At 58.9% G+C, this 19,615-nt stretch carries 18 protein-coding genes and 1 riboswitch; all 18 genes read left to right on the top strand.

Translation table 11 applies throughout. The features are described from left to right. The first annotated feature begins 15 nt into the window (after nt 1-15). The 18 genes from pheT to cobT all read left to right on the top strand — a co-directional run bounded on the left by pheT (nt 16) and on the right by cobT (nt 19,603). Nucleotides 16-2,436 carry a phenylalanine--tRNA ligase subunit beta gene (gene pheT / locus NI21_RS0111615; protein WP_033126358.1) on the top strand — a complete coding sequence of 807 codons (2,421 nt, stop codon included), beginning with the start codon at nt 16-18 and terminating at the stop codon, nt 2,434-2,436. A gap of 150 nt (nt 2,437-2,586) precedes the next feature. Continuing rightward, nucleotides 2,587-3,612, top strand: a complete 1,026-nt coding sequence (gene queA, locus NI21_RS0111610) for a tRNA preQ1(34) S-adenosylmethionine ribosyltransferase-isomerase QueA (RefSeq protein ID WP_033126453.1) — start codon at nt 2,587-2,589, stop codon at nt 3,610-3,612. 459 nt (nt 3,613-4,071) lie between these two features. Continuing rightward, nucleotides 4,072-4,320, top strand: a complete 249-nt coding sequence (locus NI21_RS0111605; protein WP_033126357.1) for an HPr family phosphocarrier protein — start codon at nt 4,072-4,074, stop codon at nt 4,318-4,320. Nucleotides 4,321-4,579: 259 nt separating this feature from the next. Then, on the top strand, nt 4,580-5,062 hold the full coding sequence (locus NI21_RS17300; protein ID WP_033126356.1) for a hypothetical protein: 483 nt from the start codon (nt 4,580-4,582) through the stop codon (nt 5,060-5,062). Between the two features lie 19 nt (nt 5,063-5,081). Then, nucleotides 5,082-5,315, top strand: a complete 234-nt coding sequence (locus NI21_RS0111595; RefSeq protein ID WP_033126355.1) for a hypothetical protein — start codon at nt 5,082-5,084, stop codon at nt 5,313-5,315. A 22-nt stretch (nt 5,316-5,337) separates the two neighbouring features. After that, complete coding sequence (locus tag NI21_RS0111590; protein ID WP_033126354.1) at nt 5,338-6,879, top strand: nitrite/sulfite reductase; 1,542 nt, start codon at nt 5,338-5,340, stop codon at nt 6,877-6,879. A gap of 23 nt (nt 6,880-6,902) precedes the next feature. Next, complete coding sequence (locus tag NI21_RS0111585) at nt 6,903-7,436, top strand: DUF3592 domain-containing protein (RefSeq protein WP_033126353.1); 534 nt, start codon at nt 6,903-6,905, stop codon at nt 7,434-7,436. Nucleotides 7,437-7,491: 55 nt separating this feature from the next. Then, nucleotides 7,492-7,704: riboswitch (cobalamin riboswitch) on the top strand. 106 nt (nt 7,705-7,810) lie between these two features. Next, nucleotides 7,811-8,314, top strand: a complete 504-nt coding sequence (locus tag NI21_RS0111580) for a bifunctional precorrin-2 dehydrogenase/sirohydrochlorin ferrochelatase (protein ID WP_033126352.1) — start codon at nt 7,811-7,813, stop codon at nt 8,312-8,314. Then, nucleotides 8,311-9,210, top strand: a complete 900-nt coding sequence (hemC, locus tag NI21_RS0111575) for a hydroxymethylbilane synthase (RefSeq protein ID WP_033126351.1) — start codon at nt 8,311-8,313, stop codon at nt 9,208-9,210. The genes NI21_RS0111580 and hemC overlap by 4 nt, the downstream gene beginning before the upstream one ends. Then, nucleotides 9,176-10,747, top strand: a complete 1,572-nt coding sequence (cobA, locus tag NI21_RS0111570) for a uroporphyrinogen-III C-methyltransferase (RefSeq protein ID WP_052084080.1) — start codon at nt 9,176-9,178, stop codon at nt 10,745-10,747. Before hemC ends, cobA begins: the two co-directional genes overlap by 35 nt. Continuing rightward, nucleotides 10,710-11,897, top strand: coding sequence for a cobalt-precorrin-5B (C(1))-methyltransferase CbiD (cbiD, locus tag NI21_RS0111565; RefSeq protein WP_242842853.1), 1,188 nt, complete (start codon nt 10,710-10,712; stop codon nt 11,895-11,897). Before cobA ends, cbiD begins: the two co-directional genes overlap by 38 nt. Before the next feature lie 26 nt (nt 11,898-11,923). Next, nucleotides 11,924-12,613 carry a precorrin-2 C(20)-methyltransferase gene (gene cobI / locus NI21_RS0111560; RefSeq protein ID WP_033126350.1) on the top strand — a complete coding sequence of 230 codons (690 nt, stop codon included), beginning with the start codon at nt 11,924-11,926 and terminating at the stop codon, nt 12,611-12,613. Between the two features lie 3 nt (nt 12,614-12,616). Beyond that, entirely contained in the window at nt 12,617-13,393 is a 777-nt protein-coding gene (cobM, locus tag NI21_RS0111555) for a precorrin-4 C(11)-methyltransferase (protein WP_033126349.1), read from the top strand. Then, the gene (locus tag NI21_RS0111550) at nt 13,377-14,444 is read left to right on the top strand and encodes a cobalt-precorrin 5A hydrolase (protein ID WP_052084079.1); all 1,068 of its coding nucleotides are present in this window, start codon (nt 13,377-13,379) and stop codon (nt 14,442-14,444) included. The genes cobM and NI21_RS0111550 overlap by 17 nt, the downstream gene beginning before the upstream one ends. Further along, nucleotides 14,401-15,132, top strand: coding sequence for a precorrin-3B C(17)-methyltransferase (gene cobJ, locus NI21_RS0111545; RefSeq protein ID WP_033126348.1), 732 nt, complete (start codon nt 14,401-14,403; stop codon nt 15,130-15,132). The genes NI21_RS0111550 and cobJ overlap by 44 nt, the downstream gene beginning before the upstream one ends. Then, a complete protein-coding gene (gene cobK, locus NI21_RS0111540; protein WP_171031511.1) occupies nt 15,125-17,098 on the top strand; it encodes a precorrin-6A reductase in 1,974 nt (657 codons plus the stop codon). Before cobJ ends, cobK begins: the two co-directional genes overlap by 8 nt. Then, nucleotides 17,095-18,546: a cobyrinate a,c-diamide synthase gene (locus NI21_RS0111535; protein WP_033126346.1), complete on the top strand. Its 1,452-nt coding sequence runs from the start codon at nt 17,095-17,097 to the stop codon at nt 18,544-18,546. Before cobK ends, NI21_RS0111535 begins: the two co-directional genes overlap by 4 nt. Further along, the gene (gene cobT / locus NI21_RS0111530; RefSeq protein ID WP_033126345.1) at nt 18,527-19,603 is read left to right on the top strand and encodes a nicotinate-nucleotide--dimethylbenzimidazole phosphoribosyltransferase; all 1,077 of its coding nucleotides are present in this window, start codon (nt 18,527-18,529) and stop codon (nt 19,601-19,603) included. The genes NI21_RS0111535 and cobT overlap by 20 nt, the downstream gene beginning before the upstream one ends. Nucleotides 19,604-19,615: the final 12 nt, after the last annotated feature.

Genomic DNA, 19,615 nt, shown 5'->3' with positions numbered 1-19,615 from the left:
GTAAAGGAGAATACAATGAATACATCATTATCATGGATAAAAGCATATGTGCCGGATCTGGATGTCACTGCGCAGGAGTACACGGACGCCATGACCCTTTCCGGGACAAAGGTAGAGAATTATGAGAAGCTGGACGCGGATCTGGACAGGATCGTGGTGGGCCAGATCGATAAGATCGAGAAGCATCCGGACGCGGACAAGCTGATCGTGTGTCAGGTGAATGTGGGCGCGGAGTCTATACAGATCGTGACAGGCGCGCCCAACGTTCACGAGGGGGACAAGGTGCCTGTTGTCCTGGCGGGCGGCCGCGTGGCGGGAGGCCACGAGCCGGGAAGCCGTGTGGCTGGCGGCATCAAGATCAAGAAGGGGAAGCTGAGAGGCATTGAGAGCAACGGTATGATGTGCTCCATCGAGGAGCTGGGCTCCAGCCGGGACATGTATCCGGACGCGCCGGAGAACGGCATCTACATCCTGCCCCAGGATACAGAGGTGGGCGCGGATGTGGTGAAGCTGCTGGGCCTTGACGACGTGGTCTTTGAGTACGAGATCACATCCAACCGGGTGGACTGCTACAGTGTCATCGGTATCGCGAGGGAGGCGGCGGCCACCTTCCGCAAGAAGTTCTGCCCGCCCCAGGTGACACCGACCGGAAATGAAGAGGATGTGAACGACTATATTAAGGTGACCGTGAAAGACACAGACCTGTGTCCCAGATACTGCGCCAGAGTTGTAAAAAATATCAAGATCGGCCCCTCACCCAAGTGGATGCAGAGAAGGCTTGCCTCTGTGGGTATCCGTCCCATCAACAACCTGGTGGATATCACCAACTACGTGATGGAGGAGTACGGACAGCCCATGCACGCCTATGATCTGGACACCATTGCCGGACATGAGATTATTGTGAAGCGCGCCGAGGAGGGGGAGAAATTCACCACTCTGGATGGACAGGAGAGGCAGATGGATCCCTCTGTGCTGATGATCTGCGACGGGGAGAAATCCGTGGGCATTGCCGGCATCATGGGCGGCGAGAACTCCATGATCACCGACGATGTGAAGACGATGCTCTTTGAGGCGGCCTGCTTTGACGGCACCAACATCCGCAAGTCCAGCAAGAAGGTGGGCCTGCGCACAGACGCTTCCGGCAAGTTTGAGAAGGGGCTGGATCCCAACAACGCCCAGGCTGCCATTGACCGTGCCTGCCAGCTTGTGGAGGAGATGGGAGCCGGCGAAGTGGTCGGCGGCATGGTAGATGTTTACAGCAGGAAAAAAGAGCCTGTCCGCGTGCCCTTTGACGCGGATGCGATCAATGCTCTCCTGGGAACAAACATCCCCAGGGAGGATATGCTCTCGTATTTCCGCATGATCGATCTGGAATACGATGAAAATACAAACGAAGTGATTGCCCCCACTTTCCGGCACGACCTGTTTCGCCTTGCGGACCTGGCGGAGGAAGTGGCAAGGTTCTACGGGTATGACAATATCCCCACCACGCTTCCCAAAGGCGAGGCCACCACAGGAAAGCTGTCCTTCAAGCTGCGCATCGAGGAGGTGGCCAGAAACGTGGCGGAATACTGCGGCTTCAGTCAGGGCATGACCTACTCCTTTGAGAGCCCGAAGGTGTTTGACAAGCTCCTGCTCCCCGAGGACGCGCCGGAGAGAAAGGCCATCAGCATCATGAACCCCCTTGGGGAGGACTACAGCATCATGAGGACTATGTCTTTAAACGGCATGCTCACGTCCCTGGCTACAAACTACAACCGAAGAAATAAAAATGTAAGGCTTTATGAGCTTGGAAATATTTACCTTCCCAAGGCTCTGCCCCTGACAGAGCTGCCCGAGGAGAGAATGCAGTTTACCCTCGGCATGTACGGGGAGGGAGACTTCTTCAGCATGAAGGGCGTTGTGGAGGAGTTCCTGGAGAAGGCAGGCCTCTCCCAGAAAGAAATCTATGACCCCAAGGCAGGAAAAACCTTCCTGCACCCGGGACGCCAGGCCAACATCATTTACGATGGAACTGTGATCGGCTACCTGGGCGAGGTTCACCCGGATGTGGCGGACACCTACGGCATCGGCGAGAGGGCCTACGTGGCTGTTATCGATATGCCTGAGGTCGTATCCCGGGCAAACTTTGACAGGAAGTACGAGGGAATTGCCAGGTTCCCGGCCGTGACCCGAGACATCAGCATGGTGATGCCCAAGGAGATCATGGTAGGACAGGTGGAGAAGGTCATTGAGGACAAGGGCGGACAGTACCTGGAGAGCTATGCTCTCTTCGACCTCTACGAGGGAGCCCAGATCAAAGAGGGACATAAATCTGTTGCCTACTCCATCGTGTTCCGGGCAAAGGACAGGACTCTCGAGGAGGCGGACGTGTCTAAGGCCATGGACGCCATCCTGGGCGCTCTCGAGGAGATGGGGATTGAGCTGCGCAAGTAGACCTGTAGGAATAGAGACCGCGTATATAGCTTCATAAAAGAGCTGTCGCGGACAGAGAAGATGTGATACGATACAGGGGGACCGATCCGGCTCCCTGTATCGCTATGTTACGCACTGTACCGCGGAGAAAGGAAGAATAGATATATGGAAATGAGACGACAGGATTTCAGCTTCGATCTGCCCCAGGAGCTCATTGCCCAGGACCCGCTGAAGGACCGGGCCAGCTCCAGGCTCCTTGTGCTGGACAAGGAGACCGGGGAGACATCTCACCATGTGTTCCGGGAAATCAAGGATTACCTGCACCCAGGGGACTGCCTTGTCATCAATGACACAAAGGTCATCCCCGCCAGGCTGATCGGGTCCAAGATTGGAACGGACGCAAAGATAGAAATTTTATTGTTGAAAAGGAAAGAGGATAATGTCTGGGAGACGCTGGTGAAGCCGGGGAAAAAGGCGAAGCCGGGTGCCAGGATCAGCTTTGGGGAGGGTCTTCTGATAGGAGAGGTCATTGATGTGGTGGAGGAGGGCAACCGTCTTGTGCGGTTTACCTACGACGGCATCTTTGAGGAGATACTGGACCAGCTGGGACAGATGCCCCTGCCTCCCTATATCACTCACCAGCTGGAGGACAAGAACCGCTACCAGACAGTCTACGCAAAGCACAGCGGGTCGGCGGCAGCCCCCACGGCAGGACTGCACTTTACGCCGGAGCTTTTGCGGGAGATAAAGGACGAGGGAGTGGACATTGCCAGTGTCACCCTTCACGTGGGACTTGGCACCTTCCGTCCTGTGAAGGTGGACAATATCCTGGAGCACCACATGCACTCGGAGTTTTATCAGATCGAGGAGAGCGAGGCTGAGAAGATCAACCGGGCAAAGGAGAAGGGCGGCCGTGTCATCTGCGTGGGGACCACCAGCTGCCGGACCATCGAGTCCGCGGCAGATAAAAACGGGCACCTGCGGGCCGGGAGCGGCTGGACCGATATCTTCATCTATCCGGGCTACAAATTCAAGCTGTTGGACTGCCTGATCACCAACTTCCACCTGCCTGAGTCCACCCTGCTGATGCTGGTCTCCGCCCTGGCGGGGAGGGAGCATGTGCTGGCCGCCTACGAGGAGGCGGTGAAGGAAAGATACAGATTTTTCTCCTTTGGCGACGCCATGTTCATCAAATGAAAATATGTAAATTATTTATGGAAAATGTAGAATAGAAGACAGCGACGTGATATAATAGTTATGTTACCGCCCCTATACCTTGGTACGGAAAGGGGGTGCGCTTCTATGGAGCTGTTGATATCTTTTCTTGTCACTGTCATGGCGGGTGTGGTTTGCCACCTTATCTGCAAATGGCTAGACAGTGATGAATAGTGGTAACTAGCCTGCGGATTAAGCCTCCGCGCCGGAAAAAGGAATAGAAGACCCCGGAGTCTGGTACACTCCGGGGTCTTCGCATGCGCCTCACATGGAGACTTGATATCTTTTCTTGCCTACTGGCATTATAGCATATGTCTCTTTGGAACGCAATATGTCTCCCTGAGGAAAATTTACACGATTTTTTTGAAAAAATATACCAAAATCATTCGAAATAGTGTATATTACGAAAGTAGCATTTTTGAATGTCGGAGGTACAAAAGTATGTTTGAAATGAAAGTAAGATTTGCTACGCCGGAGCAGATCAAGAGCTTCTGCTCTGTATGCCAGAAGATGACATCAGATATTGATGTGGTGAATGTGGCTAATCCCTACGACAGGATTGACGGAAAATCCATTATCGGTCTTATGACTCTTGAGCTCAATGTGCCGCTGCTCGTGCAGATTCACGGTGAAGATGAGACGTACGCGGGAGAAAAGTTCTCAGAGTTCGCGCTGGATAGCGCAAAGTAGGCTGGTTTTAAGAATTCCGAACACAAAGCGTCTGCGCAGGCCCCGCCTAAGAGGCGGCATGACCTGTAACGGCGCTTTTTTTGTTTCCTGCGAAAGCTTTTTTGTTAAAATGCATTCCTCGATAATGCGGCCTGTGCGGCACGCTCCAAATACAGTCCTCAAAAAATACAGCCCACAATGACATTCCCGCCTCATGGGGGTATAATAGAGCTGTGAACAGGACGGAATACCCATTCAGAAGGAGAAGGGAGGAATTTGTATGGCAGTGGCAGGCGGGATCATGGTTCCCCATCCGCCCCTCATCGTCCCGGAGATCGGGCAGGGGGAGGAGAGGAGGGTGCAGGAAACTACTGACGCCTATCGCGAGGCTGCGAGGACTCTGGCTGCCTGGCGGCCGGACACAGTGGTCATTCTGTCGCCCCACACGGTGATGTACGCGGACTATTTTCACATCTCCCCGGGAGACGGGGCAATGTATCCAGAGAACAGCCGGGAGGCTGAACCGCCGGATCGCGGTTGTGGGCAGCGGCGACCTCTCCCACAAACTGAAGGCGGAGGGGCCAGGATACCGTATGAGGGACCGGGATGCCACAGACGTGGAGCGGATCTATGTCCTCCGGGAGCGGGCAGCAGCGTATCTTCGGCATGTATACACAGGAAATTGTTAGATTTCACAACTCTGTGCAAAGAAATGTGCTATACTGGAAAGCAGCATCTGGCGGCAGCCGGGGATCGAAAATGAAAGCGAGAGGAAGACAGCCATGAGGCAGGAACGGTTTAAGATGGAGAGAGAGGGGCTTGTGGAGGAGGGCCAGGAGGTGGAGATCAGCGAGAGGAGTCCAAGCACGGGGCGGTATACCTATCTCGTGGAGCCATCGGTGGCTATGTCCGGCATCTACCGGACCAACGACAGGATCAAGGCGAGAAAGGGCAGGATCGCCAGGATCGAGCACACCCAGAAGGGTTTTTATCTGGTTGTGGAAGTAGAAGAATAAAAACAACAGGAGGATTTATAGGATGGAAAGAAAAGCACCTGTATTGGGAAAAGAGGAGCTGGAGGAGTTCAGACAGAGGACAAAGGATTTCTATGAGGGAAAGATCACAAAAAATGATTACAAGGGATATTCCGGAAGATATGGAAGCTATGCCCAGAGGGGCGGCAAATGCAGCATGATCCGTCTGCGCATGGCGGGCGGCAGGCTCACAAAGGACAAGCTGCTGTACATTGCGCAGAGTATAGAGAAATATCAGGTGAAGAAGGCGCATCTGACTACCTGTCAGACCATCCAGCTCCATGATCTGGATGCGGACGCGGTCTGCGGCATCATGGAAGGTGCCATAGAGCATGGGATTATCACCCTGGGAGGGGGCGGTGATTTTCCGAGAAACGTCATGGCTCCGCCTCTGTCCGGAACCGAGAAGGGAGAATATTTTGACGTGCTTCCCTACGCCGCAAAGGCGGAGGAGTTTTTGCTGTCCTTCCTGGATGCAAAGAAGATGCCAAGAAAGCTGAAGGTCTGCTTCTCCAGCAGCCCGGCCAATGTGACTCACGCCACCTTCCGGGATCTGGGATTTGTGGCCAGGCCGGACGGAAAATTTGATGTGTACAGTGCGGGCGGTCTGGGAAATCAGCCGAAGCTTGGTCTTTTAATGGCGGAGGCGGTGGATCCGTCCCGGATCCTCTACTATATCCTGGCTATGCGGGAGGTGTTCCTGGAGCACGGTAACTACGAGCAGAGGGGAAAGGCCCGCACCCGATATATGAGAGACAAGCTGGGCGATGAGGGCTACAGGCAGGCGTACCTGGAAAAACTGGCCCAGGCGGAGGCCGGGGAGGATCTGACCATCCAGGTGGAGCCGGAGGAGATAGCCAAGAAGCCGGATGGGACGAGAGTGTCCGGCAGCCGCATCCTGGAGCAGAAGCAGGACGGACTCTACTCTGTCCTCTACCATCCTCTTGGAGGATGCCCGGATCCGGCTATCTACGGCAGACTCTACAATGCGATCAAAGACATGGAAGAGGTGGAGCTGCGCATCGCGCCGGATGAGACGCTCTACATTGTCAATCTGACAGGGGCCGAGGCGGAGCAGGTGCTGGACGTAACCCAGGACAGCGCCCGGACGCCCTTTGAGTCCTCTGTGGCCTGCATCGGGGCCTCTATCTGCCAGGCGGGTGTGAGGGACTCCCAGAGTCTCCTTGAGGAGGCGGTAGAGGCGGTCCGGAAGGCTGATCTTCCAGCCTCTGCCCTTCCCAGAGTCCACATTTCCGGCTGTCCTTCGTCCTGCGGCACTCACCAGATCGGGCAGATCGGCTTCCGGGGCGGCGTGAAGATGATAGACAAGACACCCCATCCGGCCTTTGAGGTGTTCTTCTTCGGCTGTGACAGGCAGGGCGAAGAGAGGCTTGGCGAGGCGGCAGGGACCATGCTGCAGGAGGACATTCCCGCCTTCCTGGTGGAGGTGGGAAAAGAGGCGGCGGCCTCCGGACTTTCCTACGCTGACTGGGAGAGGGCCAACAGAGACAGACTGCTTGAGATCGCCGGCAAATATACGGCGTAGACGGACGACAAAGGAGGATGTCTATGAATGAGGGAGTGAATGTGGGGTTGCTGATGTTCCTTACGCTGGCAGTTCCGGGGCTGCTCTTTATACTGGCGGGGATACTGGTCCTTGTGATGGAAAAGAGGAGAAAGGGCCGCTGCACGGCCATGACAATGGGGACAGTAGTCCGGTACAGCTATGTAAATGGAACGCCGAGCCCTGTGGCGGCCTACAGGGTTGGCGGCGTCTCCTACGAGAAAAAGCGCAGGTTCCGGGGCGTGGTGGAGGTGCGCAGGAGTCTCTCCCCAAAGGACTGGACAGGGGAAAATCAGAGCTGCTACGTTAGTGAGAACGATGTGCTCCACATCCGGGGCGGCGCTGTGCTGAACCTGGGGGCCATGGCCGAGAGCCTGTACCCCATGGGCTCCTCTATTCCGGTGTGGTACGACCCGGAGAAGCCCCAGAGAGCCTATGTGGAGAGGATCCCGGTCAAGGGCTCCCTTGTGGGATGGCTCTTTATCTGGGTCGGACTGGGATTTGCGGTTCTGGGAACCTTTCTCTCCCTTGTGCTGTAACCTGGGAGAAAGGCCCGGGGAGGGGGACTGTGGGAAAGGCAGTTGACGGACAGCCCCAAACAGTATAGAATAGAACATGTTATTTTGAAGAGAGAACAGGGAATGTGGTGAAAATCCACAGCAGCTCACTCTACTGTGAGGAATGACGAAACCCGGCGTATGCCACTGCCCGGTCCGGCGGAAGCCCTCCGCCGGCTGTCGGGTGGGAAGGCAGGGGAGTAGGCTTTAGTTCCGAGCCAGGATACCTGTTGTAATACAGCAAACGTGATCTTTCGGTGAGGATTTAAGATTACACTGTGTGAGATTGCGCTCGTGCGCAGTCTCATTTGTTTTAATTGGGGAAATTTTTGCTCTGGATAGAGGGGGAGAGGAAAATGGGACTTCGCTTTCCGGTATTTCTTGATATTGAGGACAAAAAAATACTGCTGGTGGGAGCCGGGCAGGTGGCGGTCCGCCGGATCCGCACCCTCCTCCTCTTCGGGGCGGACATCGCGGTGATAGCCCGGGAGGTGCCTGAAGGGCAAAGACAGGAGCTGGAGGAATTCCTGGAGACGGGAAAGGTCCGCCTGATCCGGAAGTGCCTTGAGAAGGCGGATATCACGCCGGAGTATCTCCTTGTCATCTGCGCTGCCGGCGACCCGGAGGCGGACCGCATCGCGAAGGAGAGGTGTCAGGAGCTGGGCATCCCGGTAAATATCGCCTCTGACAGGAGACTAAGCGATTTCTATTTCCCGGCTGTTGTGACCGGGGAGAACCTGGCGGTGGGGATTGCCGGGGATGGGGAGGATCACGGCAGGACGGCCAGGGCGGCGGCCCTGATCCGCAGCTGCCTTGCGGGGGAGGAAGAGACAAAAAAGGACAAAGGAGACAGGACATGAGGATCACAGTGGGAAGCAGACAGAGCCGTCTGGCCGTGCGGCAGGCGCAGATCGTCATGGAAGAACTGAAGAGACATCACCCGGAGGCGGAGATCAGCCTGGTCACCATGAAGACCACCGGGGACCGGATCCTGAACAGGACGCTGGACCAGATTGGGGGCAAGGGGCTCTTCATCAAGGAGCTGGACCTGGCTCTCCAGGAGGGACGGATCGACCTGGCTGTCCACAGCCTGAAGGACATGCCCATGGAGACCCCGGCGTATTTCCCGGTCCTGGCCTGCACCAGGAGGGAGGATCCCCGGGATGTGCTTGTGCTGCGCAGGGGACTGGAAAATCTGAAAGAGGGCAGCGTCATCGGCTGCTCCAGCCTGCGGAGGAAGCTGCAGCTTGGAGCTCTGTACCCGGAGGCGCAGATAAAAAATATCCGGGGCAATGTGCTGACCCGGCTGGAGAAGCTGGACGCGGGGGAGTACGACGCCCTGGTGCTGGCGGCCGCCGGCCTCATCCGCCTTGGCCTTGAGGAGCGCATCAGCCGTTTCTTCAGCGCGGAGGAAATACTCCCCTCGGCGGGGCAGGGCATCATGGCTGTCCAGGGACGGCCGGCGCTGCGGGAGATGGCTGCCTGTACAAACGACAGGGAGGCCGCCCTGGAGGCCGCGGCGGAGCGTGCCTTTGTCCGGGAGCTGGAAGGGGGCTGCTCCTCCCCGGTGGCGGCCCACGCCAGGGTCTGTGGAGATACCTGCCGCTTAAGGGGGCTGTACTACGACGAGCAGTCCGGCGGATACAGCATCGGGGAGAGGACTTTTAATATAGAAGAAAATGATCCGGCCCAGGCGGCGCGGACGGGAAGGGAGCTTGCTCATGAGCTTAGAGACAGATACGCAGGAAAATCGTAGAGTGGGAAAGGTGTACCTTGTGGGGGCAGGCCCCTCAGATGTGGAGCTGATCACTGTGAAGGGAAAGCGTCTCCTTGAGGAGGCGGATGTGATCGTCTACGACAGGCTGGTGGGCAACGGCATTCTCATGTGGGGAGGCAGGAATGCCCGGTATATTGATGTGGGCAAGCGATCCGGCCATCACCCGATCCCCCAGGATGAGATCAACCAGATCCTTGTGCGTGAGGCCCGCAAAGGGCAGAAGGTGGTGCGGCTGAAAGGGGGCGACCCTCTCGTCTTCGGCAGAGGCGGCGAGGAGGCAGCTGTCCTTGAGCAGGCCGGCATTCCCTTTGAGATCGTGCCCGGCATCACCTCCGCCATTGGCGTGCCATCCTATCTGGGCATCCCTGTGACCCATCGGGATCTGGCTTCTTCTGTCCACATTGTGACAGCGCACAAAAAGGACGGAAGCCTGCCGGATATCCACTACCGCTCTCTGGCCGAGGGAGGAGGAACAATTGTGTTTCTCATGGGAGTGAGCACCTTGGGTAACGTCATGGAGGGACTTTTGAGGGAGGGTATGTCTCCGGATATGCCGGCTGCCGTGCTGGAGAGGGGAACCACTGCTGCCCAGAGAAAAATTGTCGGCACTGTGGGAACGATAGCCGGAAAGGCAGCCCGGGCGAAGGTCCAGTCCCCGGCCATCATTCTGGTGGGCTATGTGGCCGCCTTCCAGGCTATGGACTGGTATGAGAGCCGTCCCCTGGCGGGGCGTAAGATCCTTGTCACAAGGCCCAGAGAGCGCGGCTCCCGACTGGCCGCTATGCTCCGAGGGGAGGGGGCGGAGGTGCTGGAGCTGCCCACTATCCGCATTGAGCCTGTGACAGAGGGGGAACCTCTGTCCAGGGCGCTGGCCGGGCTGGAGACCTTTTCCTGGATCGTCTTCACCAGTCCCTCCGGCGTCCGGGTGTTCCGGGAGGAGTTAAAAAAGAGAAGACAGGATGCCCGCAGTCTGGCACACCTGAGGATCGCCGCCATCGGCGAGGGCACAGCGGGGGAGCTGGAAGCATGGGGTTTTTACCCGGATCTGATACCCGAACAGTACGACGGAGACCATTTGGGAGAGGCGCTGGCGGCCAGTGTGCAGGCCGGAGAGCAGGTGCTTATCCCCCGGGCCAGAGCAGGCAATCAGGAGCTGGTGAGAAGACTAAAGGAAGCAGGCGCCCGGGTACTGGATCTGCCCATCTACGACACAGAGTACGAGTCCTTCCCCTGGATGGACTGTGAGAGGGAGTTTGAGACGGGGAACTGCTGGGCCATGTTCACAAGCGCCTCCACTGTCCGCGGCTTTGTGAGGACCGCGGAGGAGCTGGATCTGTCAAAGGTGACTGCCCTGTGCATCGGGGAGATGACGGCAGGAGAGGCGAAGCGTGCAGGCATGAGGACCTTCACAGCAGCCCGGGCCACCCTCCGGGATCTGGTGGATCTGGCCCTGCAGGTGGCGGCAGAGGAGAGAGAAGATGGAGAAGGACAGAGTAATCCGGATGGAGAAAAATAAAAAAGGCCTGCGCAGGGGCTGGACCACCGGCACCTGCGCCCAGGCGGCAGCCGCAGCGGCCGCGGAGGCTCTCCTGGCGGGCGGCCTTCCACGAGATCGGGAGAGCTGGACCGTCACGGTCCGCCTGCCGGAGGGACAGCCCTTCGCTCTGCCGGTGTGGTCCGGAACGGAGGCGGAGAGGGACGACAAAGGCCGACTCACCTCTGTGACCTGTGCTGTGAAAAAGAACAGCGGGGACGATCCGGACGTGACCGACGGCGTTACAGTCTATGCCACCGTGTCCCTCCTTCCAGAGGACCGGATCGAGATCGACGGGGGAGCTGGTATTGGGAGAGTGACCAAGGCAGGGCTTGCCCAGCCTGTGGGGAGTGCGGCCATCAACCCTGTCCCCCGGGAGATGATCCGAAGAGAGCTGGTTCGACTGAAGGAGGCGGCAGGCTGGGAGGGAGGATTTCGGGTTCTTGTGGAAATCCCCGGCGGGGAGGAGCTGGCAAAGCGGACCTTCAACCCAAGAATCGGTATTGTGGGAGGACTTTCCATTCTTGGAACCAGCGGCATCGTGGAGCCCATGAGCGAGAAGGCTCTCATCGATACCATAGAGGTGGAGATCAAAGTAAAGCTGGCGGAGGGAAGACGGTGCCTCATTGCCGCGCCGGGCAATTACGGCCTGGATTTCCTCCGTGAAAAGTGGGGAATTCTGCCCCGGGACACCGTCAAGTGCAGCAACTACATTGGCGAGACCATTGACCTGGCCGCAGAGCAGGGGGCTGAGGGCCTTCTCTTTGTGGGACACATTGGCAAGCTGGTGAAGATTGCCGGGGGCATCATGAACACCCACTCCCGCCAGGGGGACTGCCGGATGGAGCTTCTGGCGGCGGCAGCCCTGCGGGCCGGCCTTCCCGGGAAGAGAGCGGCGGCGCTGCTTGACTGCAACACTACGGAGGATGCCCTGCAGTCCCTCTCGGCAGAGGAGAGAGGGAAGGTGACGGCCAGTCTCCTGGAGAAGATCCATGCGTATCTGAAGATCCGCGCCGGAAGCAGCGCGGGACCTAGGATGCGGACCGGGGCTATCCTCTTTTCCAACGTGTACGGCCTGCTGGGGATGACCCGGTACGGGGAGGAGCTTCTGGAAGAGAGCCGGAAAAAATGACACAGAGATATAGGAGAGAAACAGCTATGGAAGGAATTTTGTACGGCGTCGGGGTGGGCCCCGGCGACCCTGAGCTTATGACACTGCAGGCGGTGCGCGTCATCCGGGAGTGCGACCTGATCCTGGCCCCGGGGAAGGAGCCAAGGGAGACAGTGGCCTGGAAGATCGCGGCGGGAGCCGTGCCGGGGCTGGAGGAGAAGGAGGCCCTGGGGATCCATATGCCCATGACCAGAGACCCAAAGACCCGACAGGAGGCTCATGAGGCCGCCGCGGAGCGGATCGTACAGGAGCTGGCAAAGGGGAGAAGGACGGCCTTTCTCACCCTGGGGGATCCCTGCATCTACTCCACCTACCTGTACGTCCATAAAAGGGTGCAAGACGCCGGATACCGGGCGGAGATCATCAGCGGCATCCCCTCCTTTATCGCCGCCGCCGCGGCCGTGGGGGAGGGCCTTGTGGAGAACGACCAGATGCTTCACCTGGTTCCCGCCTCCTACCCGGCAGATGAGGGAATGGATCTCCCCGGCACAAGGGTGCTGATGAAGGCGGGGAAGGCCGCCGCCCAGGTGCGGGATGAGCTGCTGGCCCGGAAAGAGAAGGGCTGGGCCGTGGAGAGATGTGGGATGGAGGGAGAGCGTATTTTTCACTCTCTGGATGAAATTCCTGATGATCTGAGTTATTATTCTATTATAGTGGCAAAAGAGGCAGGTGAATAGCAGATGGTACATTTCGTGGGAGCGGGTCCTGGAGACCCGGACCTGATCACAGTAAAAGGAAGAAGGCTTCTGGAGGGCGCGCAGACAGTGATCTACGCGGGCTCCCTGGTCAATCCGGCTCTCCTGGAGCTGTGCCCTGAGGACTGCCGGATCTACGACAGCGCCAGGATGACTCTGGAGGAGGTGATCCAGGTGATGGAAGAGCGCCATGAGGCGGGACAGGATGTAGTCCGGCTCCATACGGGCGATCCCAGTCTCTACGGGGCCATCAGGGAGCAGATGGACCGGCTGGATGAGCTGTCCATCCCCTATGAGGTGTGTCCCGGCGTCAGCTCCTTTTCCGGGGCGGCTGCGGCCCTGGGGCTTGAGTACACTCTGCCGGGCATTTCCCAGAGCGTGGTCATCACCCGCATGGAGGGGCGCACGCCGGTGCCGGAGAGGGAGAAGATCCAGTCCTTTGCGGCCCACCAGTCCACCATGGTCCTGTTCCTGAGCACAGGCCTTCTGGAGCAACTGTCAGAGGCCCTGATAGAGGGCGGCTACCCGCCGGACACCCCGGCAGCCATCGTGTACAAGGCCACCTGGCCGGATGAGAAGAAGATACTCTGCCAGGTGTCAGAGCTGGCGGAGGCAGCCCGGCGGGAGGATATCCGGAAGACCGCCCTCATCATCGTGGGGCGGGTGCTCTCAGGGGAGGCTTACCAGCGCTCCTGCCTGTATGATCCCGCCTTCACCACAGAGTTCCGGAAAGGAAAGGGACGGGATGAGGATGGAAAATAGGACGCTTCTTGTAAGCTACACAGACCGGGGGAAAGCGAAGATGGGAGAGATCCGCAGCCTGCTGGAGTCAGAGGGGCGCACAGTCCTTGCGCTGGAGCGGCCCAGGGGAGGCGCTTTTCTTCAGGAGCACTGGCAGCAGGTTCGGGAGATTGTCTTCATCGGCGCGGCAGGCATCGCGGTGCGGCTCATCGCCCCCTATATCCGGGATAAATTTACAGATCCCGCCGTGCTGGTGCTGGACGAGGGGGGACGGTTCGTCATCCCCCTCCTCTCCGGGCATGTGGGAGGTGCCAACGACCTGGCCCGTTTTTTGGCCCGGGCCACAGGGGCGGAGGCAGTGATCACCACGGCCACGGACGTGAACGGCCGCTTCGCGGTGGACGTGTTTGCAAAAAAATGTGGCCTTGTGCTAACTGACAGGACAAAGGCAAAGGATATTTCCGCCCGCATCCTGAAAGGGGAGAAGGTGGGATTTTACAGTGAATTCCCGGTTCTTGGCAGGGTGCCGGAGGAACTGACCCTGGTGGACAGCCGGCAGAAGCTGGGCCGCTTTTCCGCAGCCATTGCGGTGGAGGAGAGGGCGGGAGGGGAGGCCGGGGACCACATCCTCAGCCTTCTGCCTATCAACCTGACCGCCGGGATGGGCTGCAAAAAGGGTGTTCCCCGGCAGGAACTGGAAGAATTACTTCTTCGAGGACTGGAAGCTGTGGGCTGCCGCCCCGGCCAGGTGCGGCGCCTTGCCAGTATCGACCGGAAGGCACAGGAGCCAGGCCTTGCGCAGCTGGCGGAAAAATGGCAGATCCCTTTTGAGACCTGGACAGCCGGGCAGCTTGAGAAGGTGACCGCGGTCACAGGCGAGTCTCCCTTTGTGGAGTCGACAGTGGGAGTCGGTAATGTGTGTGAGCGGGCCGCCATCCTCGGAAGCGGCGGTGGACGGCTCGTGCTGGAGAAGACAGCGGAGCGGGGCATGACGCTTGCCCTGGCCGCGGAAGATTGGAGTGTGGATTTTGACAAAACTGTATGTGATCGGCCTGGGGCCGGGAAGCTATGAAGATATGACCATGCGGGCGGCGCGGGCTCTTGAATCCTGCGACGTGATCGCGGGCTACACGGTGTATGTGGATCTTATAAGGGACTATTATCCGGAGAAGGAATTTCTCACCACTCCTATGAGAAGGGAGGAGGAGAGGTGCCGTCTGGCGCTGGAGATGGCGGCGGCGGGCAAGACCACGGCCATGGTGTGCAGCGGGGACGCCGGCGTCTACGGCATGGCGGGACTGATCTACTCCATAGGGAAGGATTATCCCCAGGTGGATGTGGAGGTGGTCCCCGGTGTGACGGCAGCCCTCTCGGGGGCGGCGCTTCTGGGGGCGCCCCTGATCCACGACTTTGCTCTTATCAGCCTGAGCGACCTTCTGACGCCCTGGGAGAAGATCGAGAGGAGGCTGCGCTGCGCGGCTCAGGCGGATTTTGTCATCTGCCTTTACAATCCTTCCAGCAGGAAGCGGGCGGATTATCTGAAAAAGGCCTGCCGGATCATAGAGGAATTTAAGAGTGCCGACACGGTCTGCGGCTACGCGGCCAACATCGGCCGGGAGGGGGAGACGTACCATATCTGTACCCTGGGAGAGCTGGAAAACGCCCGGACAGATATGTTTACAACAGTGTTTATCGGAAACTCACAGACAAAGGCATTAAAAGGACACATGATAACACCAAGAGGGTATGAAAATGGCTAGTATTTTAATTTTTGCGGGTACGACAGAGGGAAGAAAGATCGCGGAATACCTTCGGGGGCATGCGCCGGAGGTATATGTGTGCACGGCCACTGAGTACGGCAAGGAGCTTGTGGAGGACGGGGAAAATATCCATGTCCTGGCAGGCCGCCTGGACGTGGCGGGGATGGGGGAGCTGGCACAGGGATGTCAGGCAGAGCTTGTCATCGATGCCACCCATCCATTTGCCATGGAAGTGTCAAAGAACATCAGGGCCATGTGCGAGAAGGCGGACATTCCCTGCGTGCGGGTCCTCAGAGAGGGCTCCGCGGGGGGAGAGAACGCCGTGTGGGTGAAGAATATCAAGGAGGCTGCCGCCTATCTGGCGGACAAGAAGGGCAATATCCTGATCACTACGGGCAGCAAGGAGCTGGATCCCTACACCCGTATTCCGGATTACAGGAGGAGATGTTTTCTGCGGGTGCTCTCCACAAAGGAGGCGGTGGAGCACGCGGTATCCAAGGGCTTTGAGGGAAAGCACCTCATCGCCATGCAGGGCCCCTTCTCCGAGGGCATGAACGAGCAGCTTCTCGTCCACGTGAAGGCCCGTTATCTGGTGACGAAGGACTCGGGAAAGATCGGCGGCTTCCAGGAGAAGATGGAGGCGGCCAGGAAGGCCGGAGCCGTGCCGGTGGTCATCGGCAGGCCCCAGGAGAGAGGGATTCCTCTGAAGGAGGTCTTTCTCATGCTGGCGGAGAAATACGGCTTCCGGGATCCCAGGAAGATCACGCTCATCGGCGTGGGCCCGGGCACCGGGAAATGTCTCACCGCCGAGGCCCGGGAGGCCATTGAGAGCGCCGACGTGCTGATCGGGGCGGAGCGGATGCTGAAGGTGGCGGAGGACGTTGGCGTGGAGCGCCACGAGGAGTACCGGGCGGAGAAGATCCACGAGTTCATCCAGATGAACTCCCGGTACCGCCGGGTCGCTATCCTCCTCTCCGGTGACACGGGCTTTTACAGCGGAGCGGCCAGCTTAAAGGAGGAGCTGAAGGAGTACGATGTGACGGTTCTGCCGGGTATCTCCTCCGTCTCCTGCATGGCGGCCCGAATCGGCGTGGGACTGGAGGGAGTGCCTCTTTTGAGTATCCATGGGAGAAGCTGCAACTACCTGGATTATCTCCGGGAATACGGCCGTATTTTCCTGCTGGTGAGCAGCGGAAAGGAAATCCGGTCCGTGCTGACAAGGCTGTGTAAATATGGGTGGAAGCAGGCCAGAGTATACGTGGGCAGCCGCCTCTCCTACCCGAAGGAGAGGATCGTCCAGGGGCTGGCAGAGCGGCTGGCGAAGGCAGAGACGGAGTGGGACGGGCTGAGTGTAATCTACATTGAGCTGCCCCGTCACCGCCGCCCGGAGCCCTCTGATGCAAAGGATGAGGAATTTATCCGGGGAAAGGTGCCCATGACCAAGAGCGAGGTGCGAAGCGTGATCCTCTCCAGGATGGCGCCTGCAAAGGACGCGGTCATTTACGATGTGGGGGCCGGCACCGGATCAGTGTCCATCCAGCTCGCCAAAAAGGCTATAGACGGCACAGTATACGCAGTGGAGAAAAATCCGGAGGGTCTCTCTTTGATCCATAAAAATAAGGTTCACTTTCACGTGTCCAACATCCGGCCTGTCCACGGGGAGGCGCCTGAGGCTCTCCGTGACCTGCCCGCCCCGGACCTGGCCTTTGTGGGGGGCAGCGGCGGCAGCCTGCGCCCCATCCTGGAGACGATCTGGGAGAAAAATCCGGCGGCCAGGGTCGTGGTGTCGGCCATCACCATCAATACGGTGGCGGAGTGCATGGCCTGCATGCAGGCCTTTTCGGATCACCCGGCACAGATCCTGCAGGTGCAGGTGTCTAAGGGAAAGAAGGCCGGGCATTACCAGATGATGGAGGGCCAGAACCCGGTCTATATCGTCACATTTGAAGGAGAAGAAAAGAAATGAGAAAAAAAGCGCCCAGGCTTGTCATTGCCGCCCCCTCAAGCGGCAGCGGCAAGACGCTGGTGACCTGCGGGCTTTTGTCAGCCCTGAAAAAGGCGGGGCGCCGGGCGGCAGCCTTCAAGTGCGGCCCGGATTACATTGATCCCATGTTCCACGAGACGGTTCTGGGGACACCCTCCAAGAATCTGGATACCTTCTTCGCCGGGGAGGAGCTGACCCGGCAGCTCTTCCTGGAGGATGCGGCCCTGGCGGATCTCTCCGTGGTGGAGGGAGTCATGGGGCTCTACGACGGCCTGGGAGGAGTCACCACACAGGCCAGCACCTGGGACGTGGCCCGCACTCTGGAGGCGCCGGTCATCCTTGTGGTGGACGGGGCGAAATCCAGCGTGTCCGTCCTGGCTCTGATCCGGGGGTTTAGGGACTTTATGGAAGAGAAGCGGATCCGGGGCGTGATCTTCAACCGGGTCTCCCCCATGCGCTATCCGTCTCTGAAGTCTATGACAGAGGATCGGCTGGGCCTTTCCGTCTGCGGCTATCTGCCGAAGCTGGAGGGGATTGCCATGGAGAGCCGCCACCTGGGCCTTGTCATGCCCCAGGAGATAGAAGGGCTGAAGGAGCAGATGGACCGGCTGGGGCAGACCTGCCTGGAGACGCTGGACCTGGAGCTGCTGGAGAAGATTGGGGCGGAGGCGCCGCCCCTGGAGGAGAGAAGAGAGCTCCTCTTCCCGAACCTGCATCTGGGGGAGGGAGCCTCCGCAAAAGGGCCTGCCATCGCCGTGGCCAGGGATCCGGCCTTTTCCTTCTATTATAAAGACAATCTGCGACTCCTGGAAAAGCTGGGAGCCAGACTCCTCCCCTTTTCTCCCATGAAGGACAAAAGAGTCCCCGGGGAGGCGGACGCCCTTCTGCTGGGGGGCGGCTACCCGGAGCTCCACGGCGGGGAGCTGGCGGAGAATGGTTCCATGAGGGGATCCATACAGAGCAGCCTTCAGGCGGGGATGCCCTGTCTTGCGGAGTGCGGAGGCTTTCTCTATCTCCTGGAGGAGTTGGAGGACAGGGAGGGGAGAGCCCACCGGATGGCCGGCTTCCTTCCCGGGAAGAGCCATTACACAGGAAAGCTCTCCAGGTTCGGCTATGTCACCCTGACCTTGACGGAGGACGGGAAAGCTGCGACATCCGCAGAGAGCGGAAGATTTCCGGCTACGGCAGAGCACGGCGGACTCCTTGGGCCGGGGGAGAGTATCCAGGGCCACGAGTTCCACTATATGGATACGGAGGGCACAGGGGAGGCTCTCCTTGCCAGAAAGCCGGTCACAGGAAGGAGCTGGACCTGTGGACATATAGGGGAGGGCTTCTGCGCGGGATTTCCCCACCTGTACCTGTACTCCTCCCCAAAGGTGGCCGCAAGATTTGTCAGAAAGGCGGAAGAATATGGAAACAAGAGACAGTGAGATAAAAATACCGGGAAAGGGGGACATCCCCGCCCTCGATGAGGCGGCCGTGGAGAAATGCCAAAGCAGGTGGCTCTCCATAGCAAAGCCTCTCTTTGGCCTGGGCACCCTGGAGGATGCCGTCACGCAGATAGCGGGTATAACCGGCACGGCGGACGTGTCCATTGACAAAAAGGGACTCATCGTCATGTGCGCGGACAACGGCGTGGTGGAGGAAGGCATCTCCCAGACCGACAGCAGCGTCACCGCGGTGGTGACAGACAACTTTTCCAGAGGGCTTACCTCCGCCTGTATTATGGGCCGGACAGCCGGGGTGGATGTGTTTCCCATAGACATTGGCGTGTCAGTGGACACGAAGGTGTACACCGACAAGATAGCCTACGGCACAAAGAACATGTTAAAGGAGCCGGCCATGACCCGCAGGGAGGCGGAGGAATCTATCCTTGCCGGTATCCGGGCGGCAAAAAGGCTGAAAAAACAGGGCTACCAGATCCTTCTCACCGGGGAGATGGGCATCGGCAACACCACCACCAGCAGCGCTGTGGCTTCTGTTCTCCTGGAGGAGGATCCGGAGGGGCTCTCCGGGCGGGGAGCCGGACTGTCGGATGCGGGGCTTCAGAGAAAGCGGGAGGTAATCCGCCGGGCCATCGGGCTGTGGAAGCCGGATCCGGCAGACCCCATAGACGTCCTTGCCAAGGTGGGTGGATTTGACATCGGAGGTCTGGCAGGTGTCTTCCTGGGCGGTGCCATGGAGCGCCTGCCGGTGGTGATGGACGGATTTATCTCCGCGGCGGCGGCCCTTCTGGCCTGCCGGATCGCCCCGGGGACGGAGCGTTTTATCCTGCCCTCCCACATGTCCGGGGAGCCGGGCATGGGGCGGATTTTAAGAGAACTGGATAAGGAGGCCTTTATCGGCTGTCACATGAAGCTGGGAGAGGGGACAGGGGCTGTGGCCCTGATGCCCCTTCTGGACATGACGCTGGAGGTCTACCGGAAGATGCCGGACTTTGACGGCATCCAGATCGAGGCCTACAAGCCCCTGGGCGGGGAAGCATAGGAAAGAGAGGAG

This window comes from Eubacterium sp. ER2, assembly GCF_000765215.1.
Taxonomy (GTDB): Bacteria; Bacillota; Clostridia; order Lachnospirales; family Lachnospiraceae; genus Claveliimonas; species Claveliimonas intestinigallinarum.
Note: the sequence above shows the minus strand (reverse complement) of the source record. Positions and strands in the feature narration are given on the sequence as shown.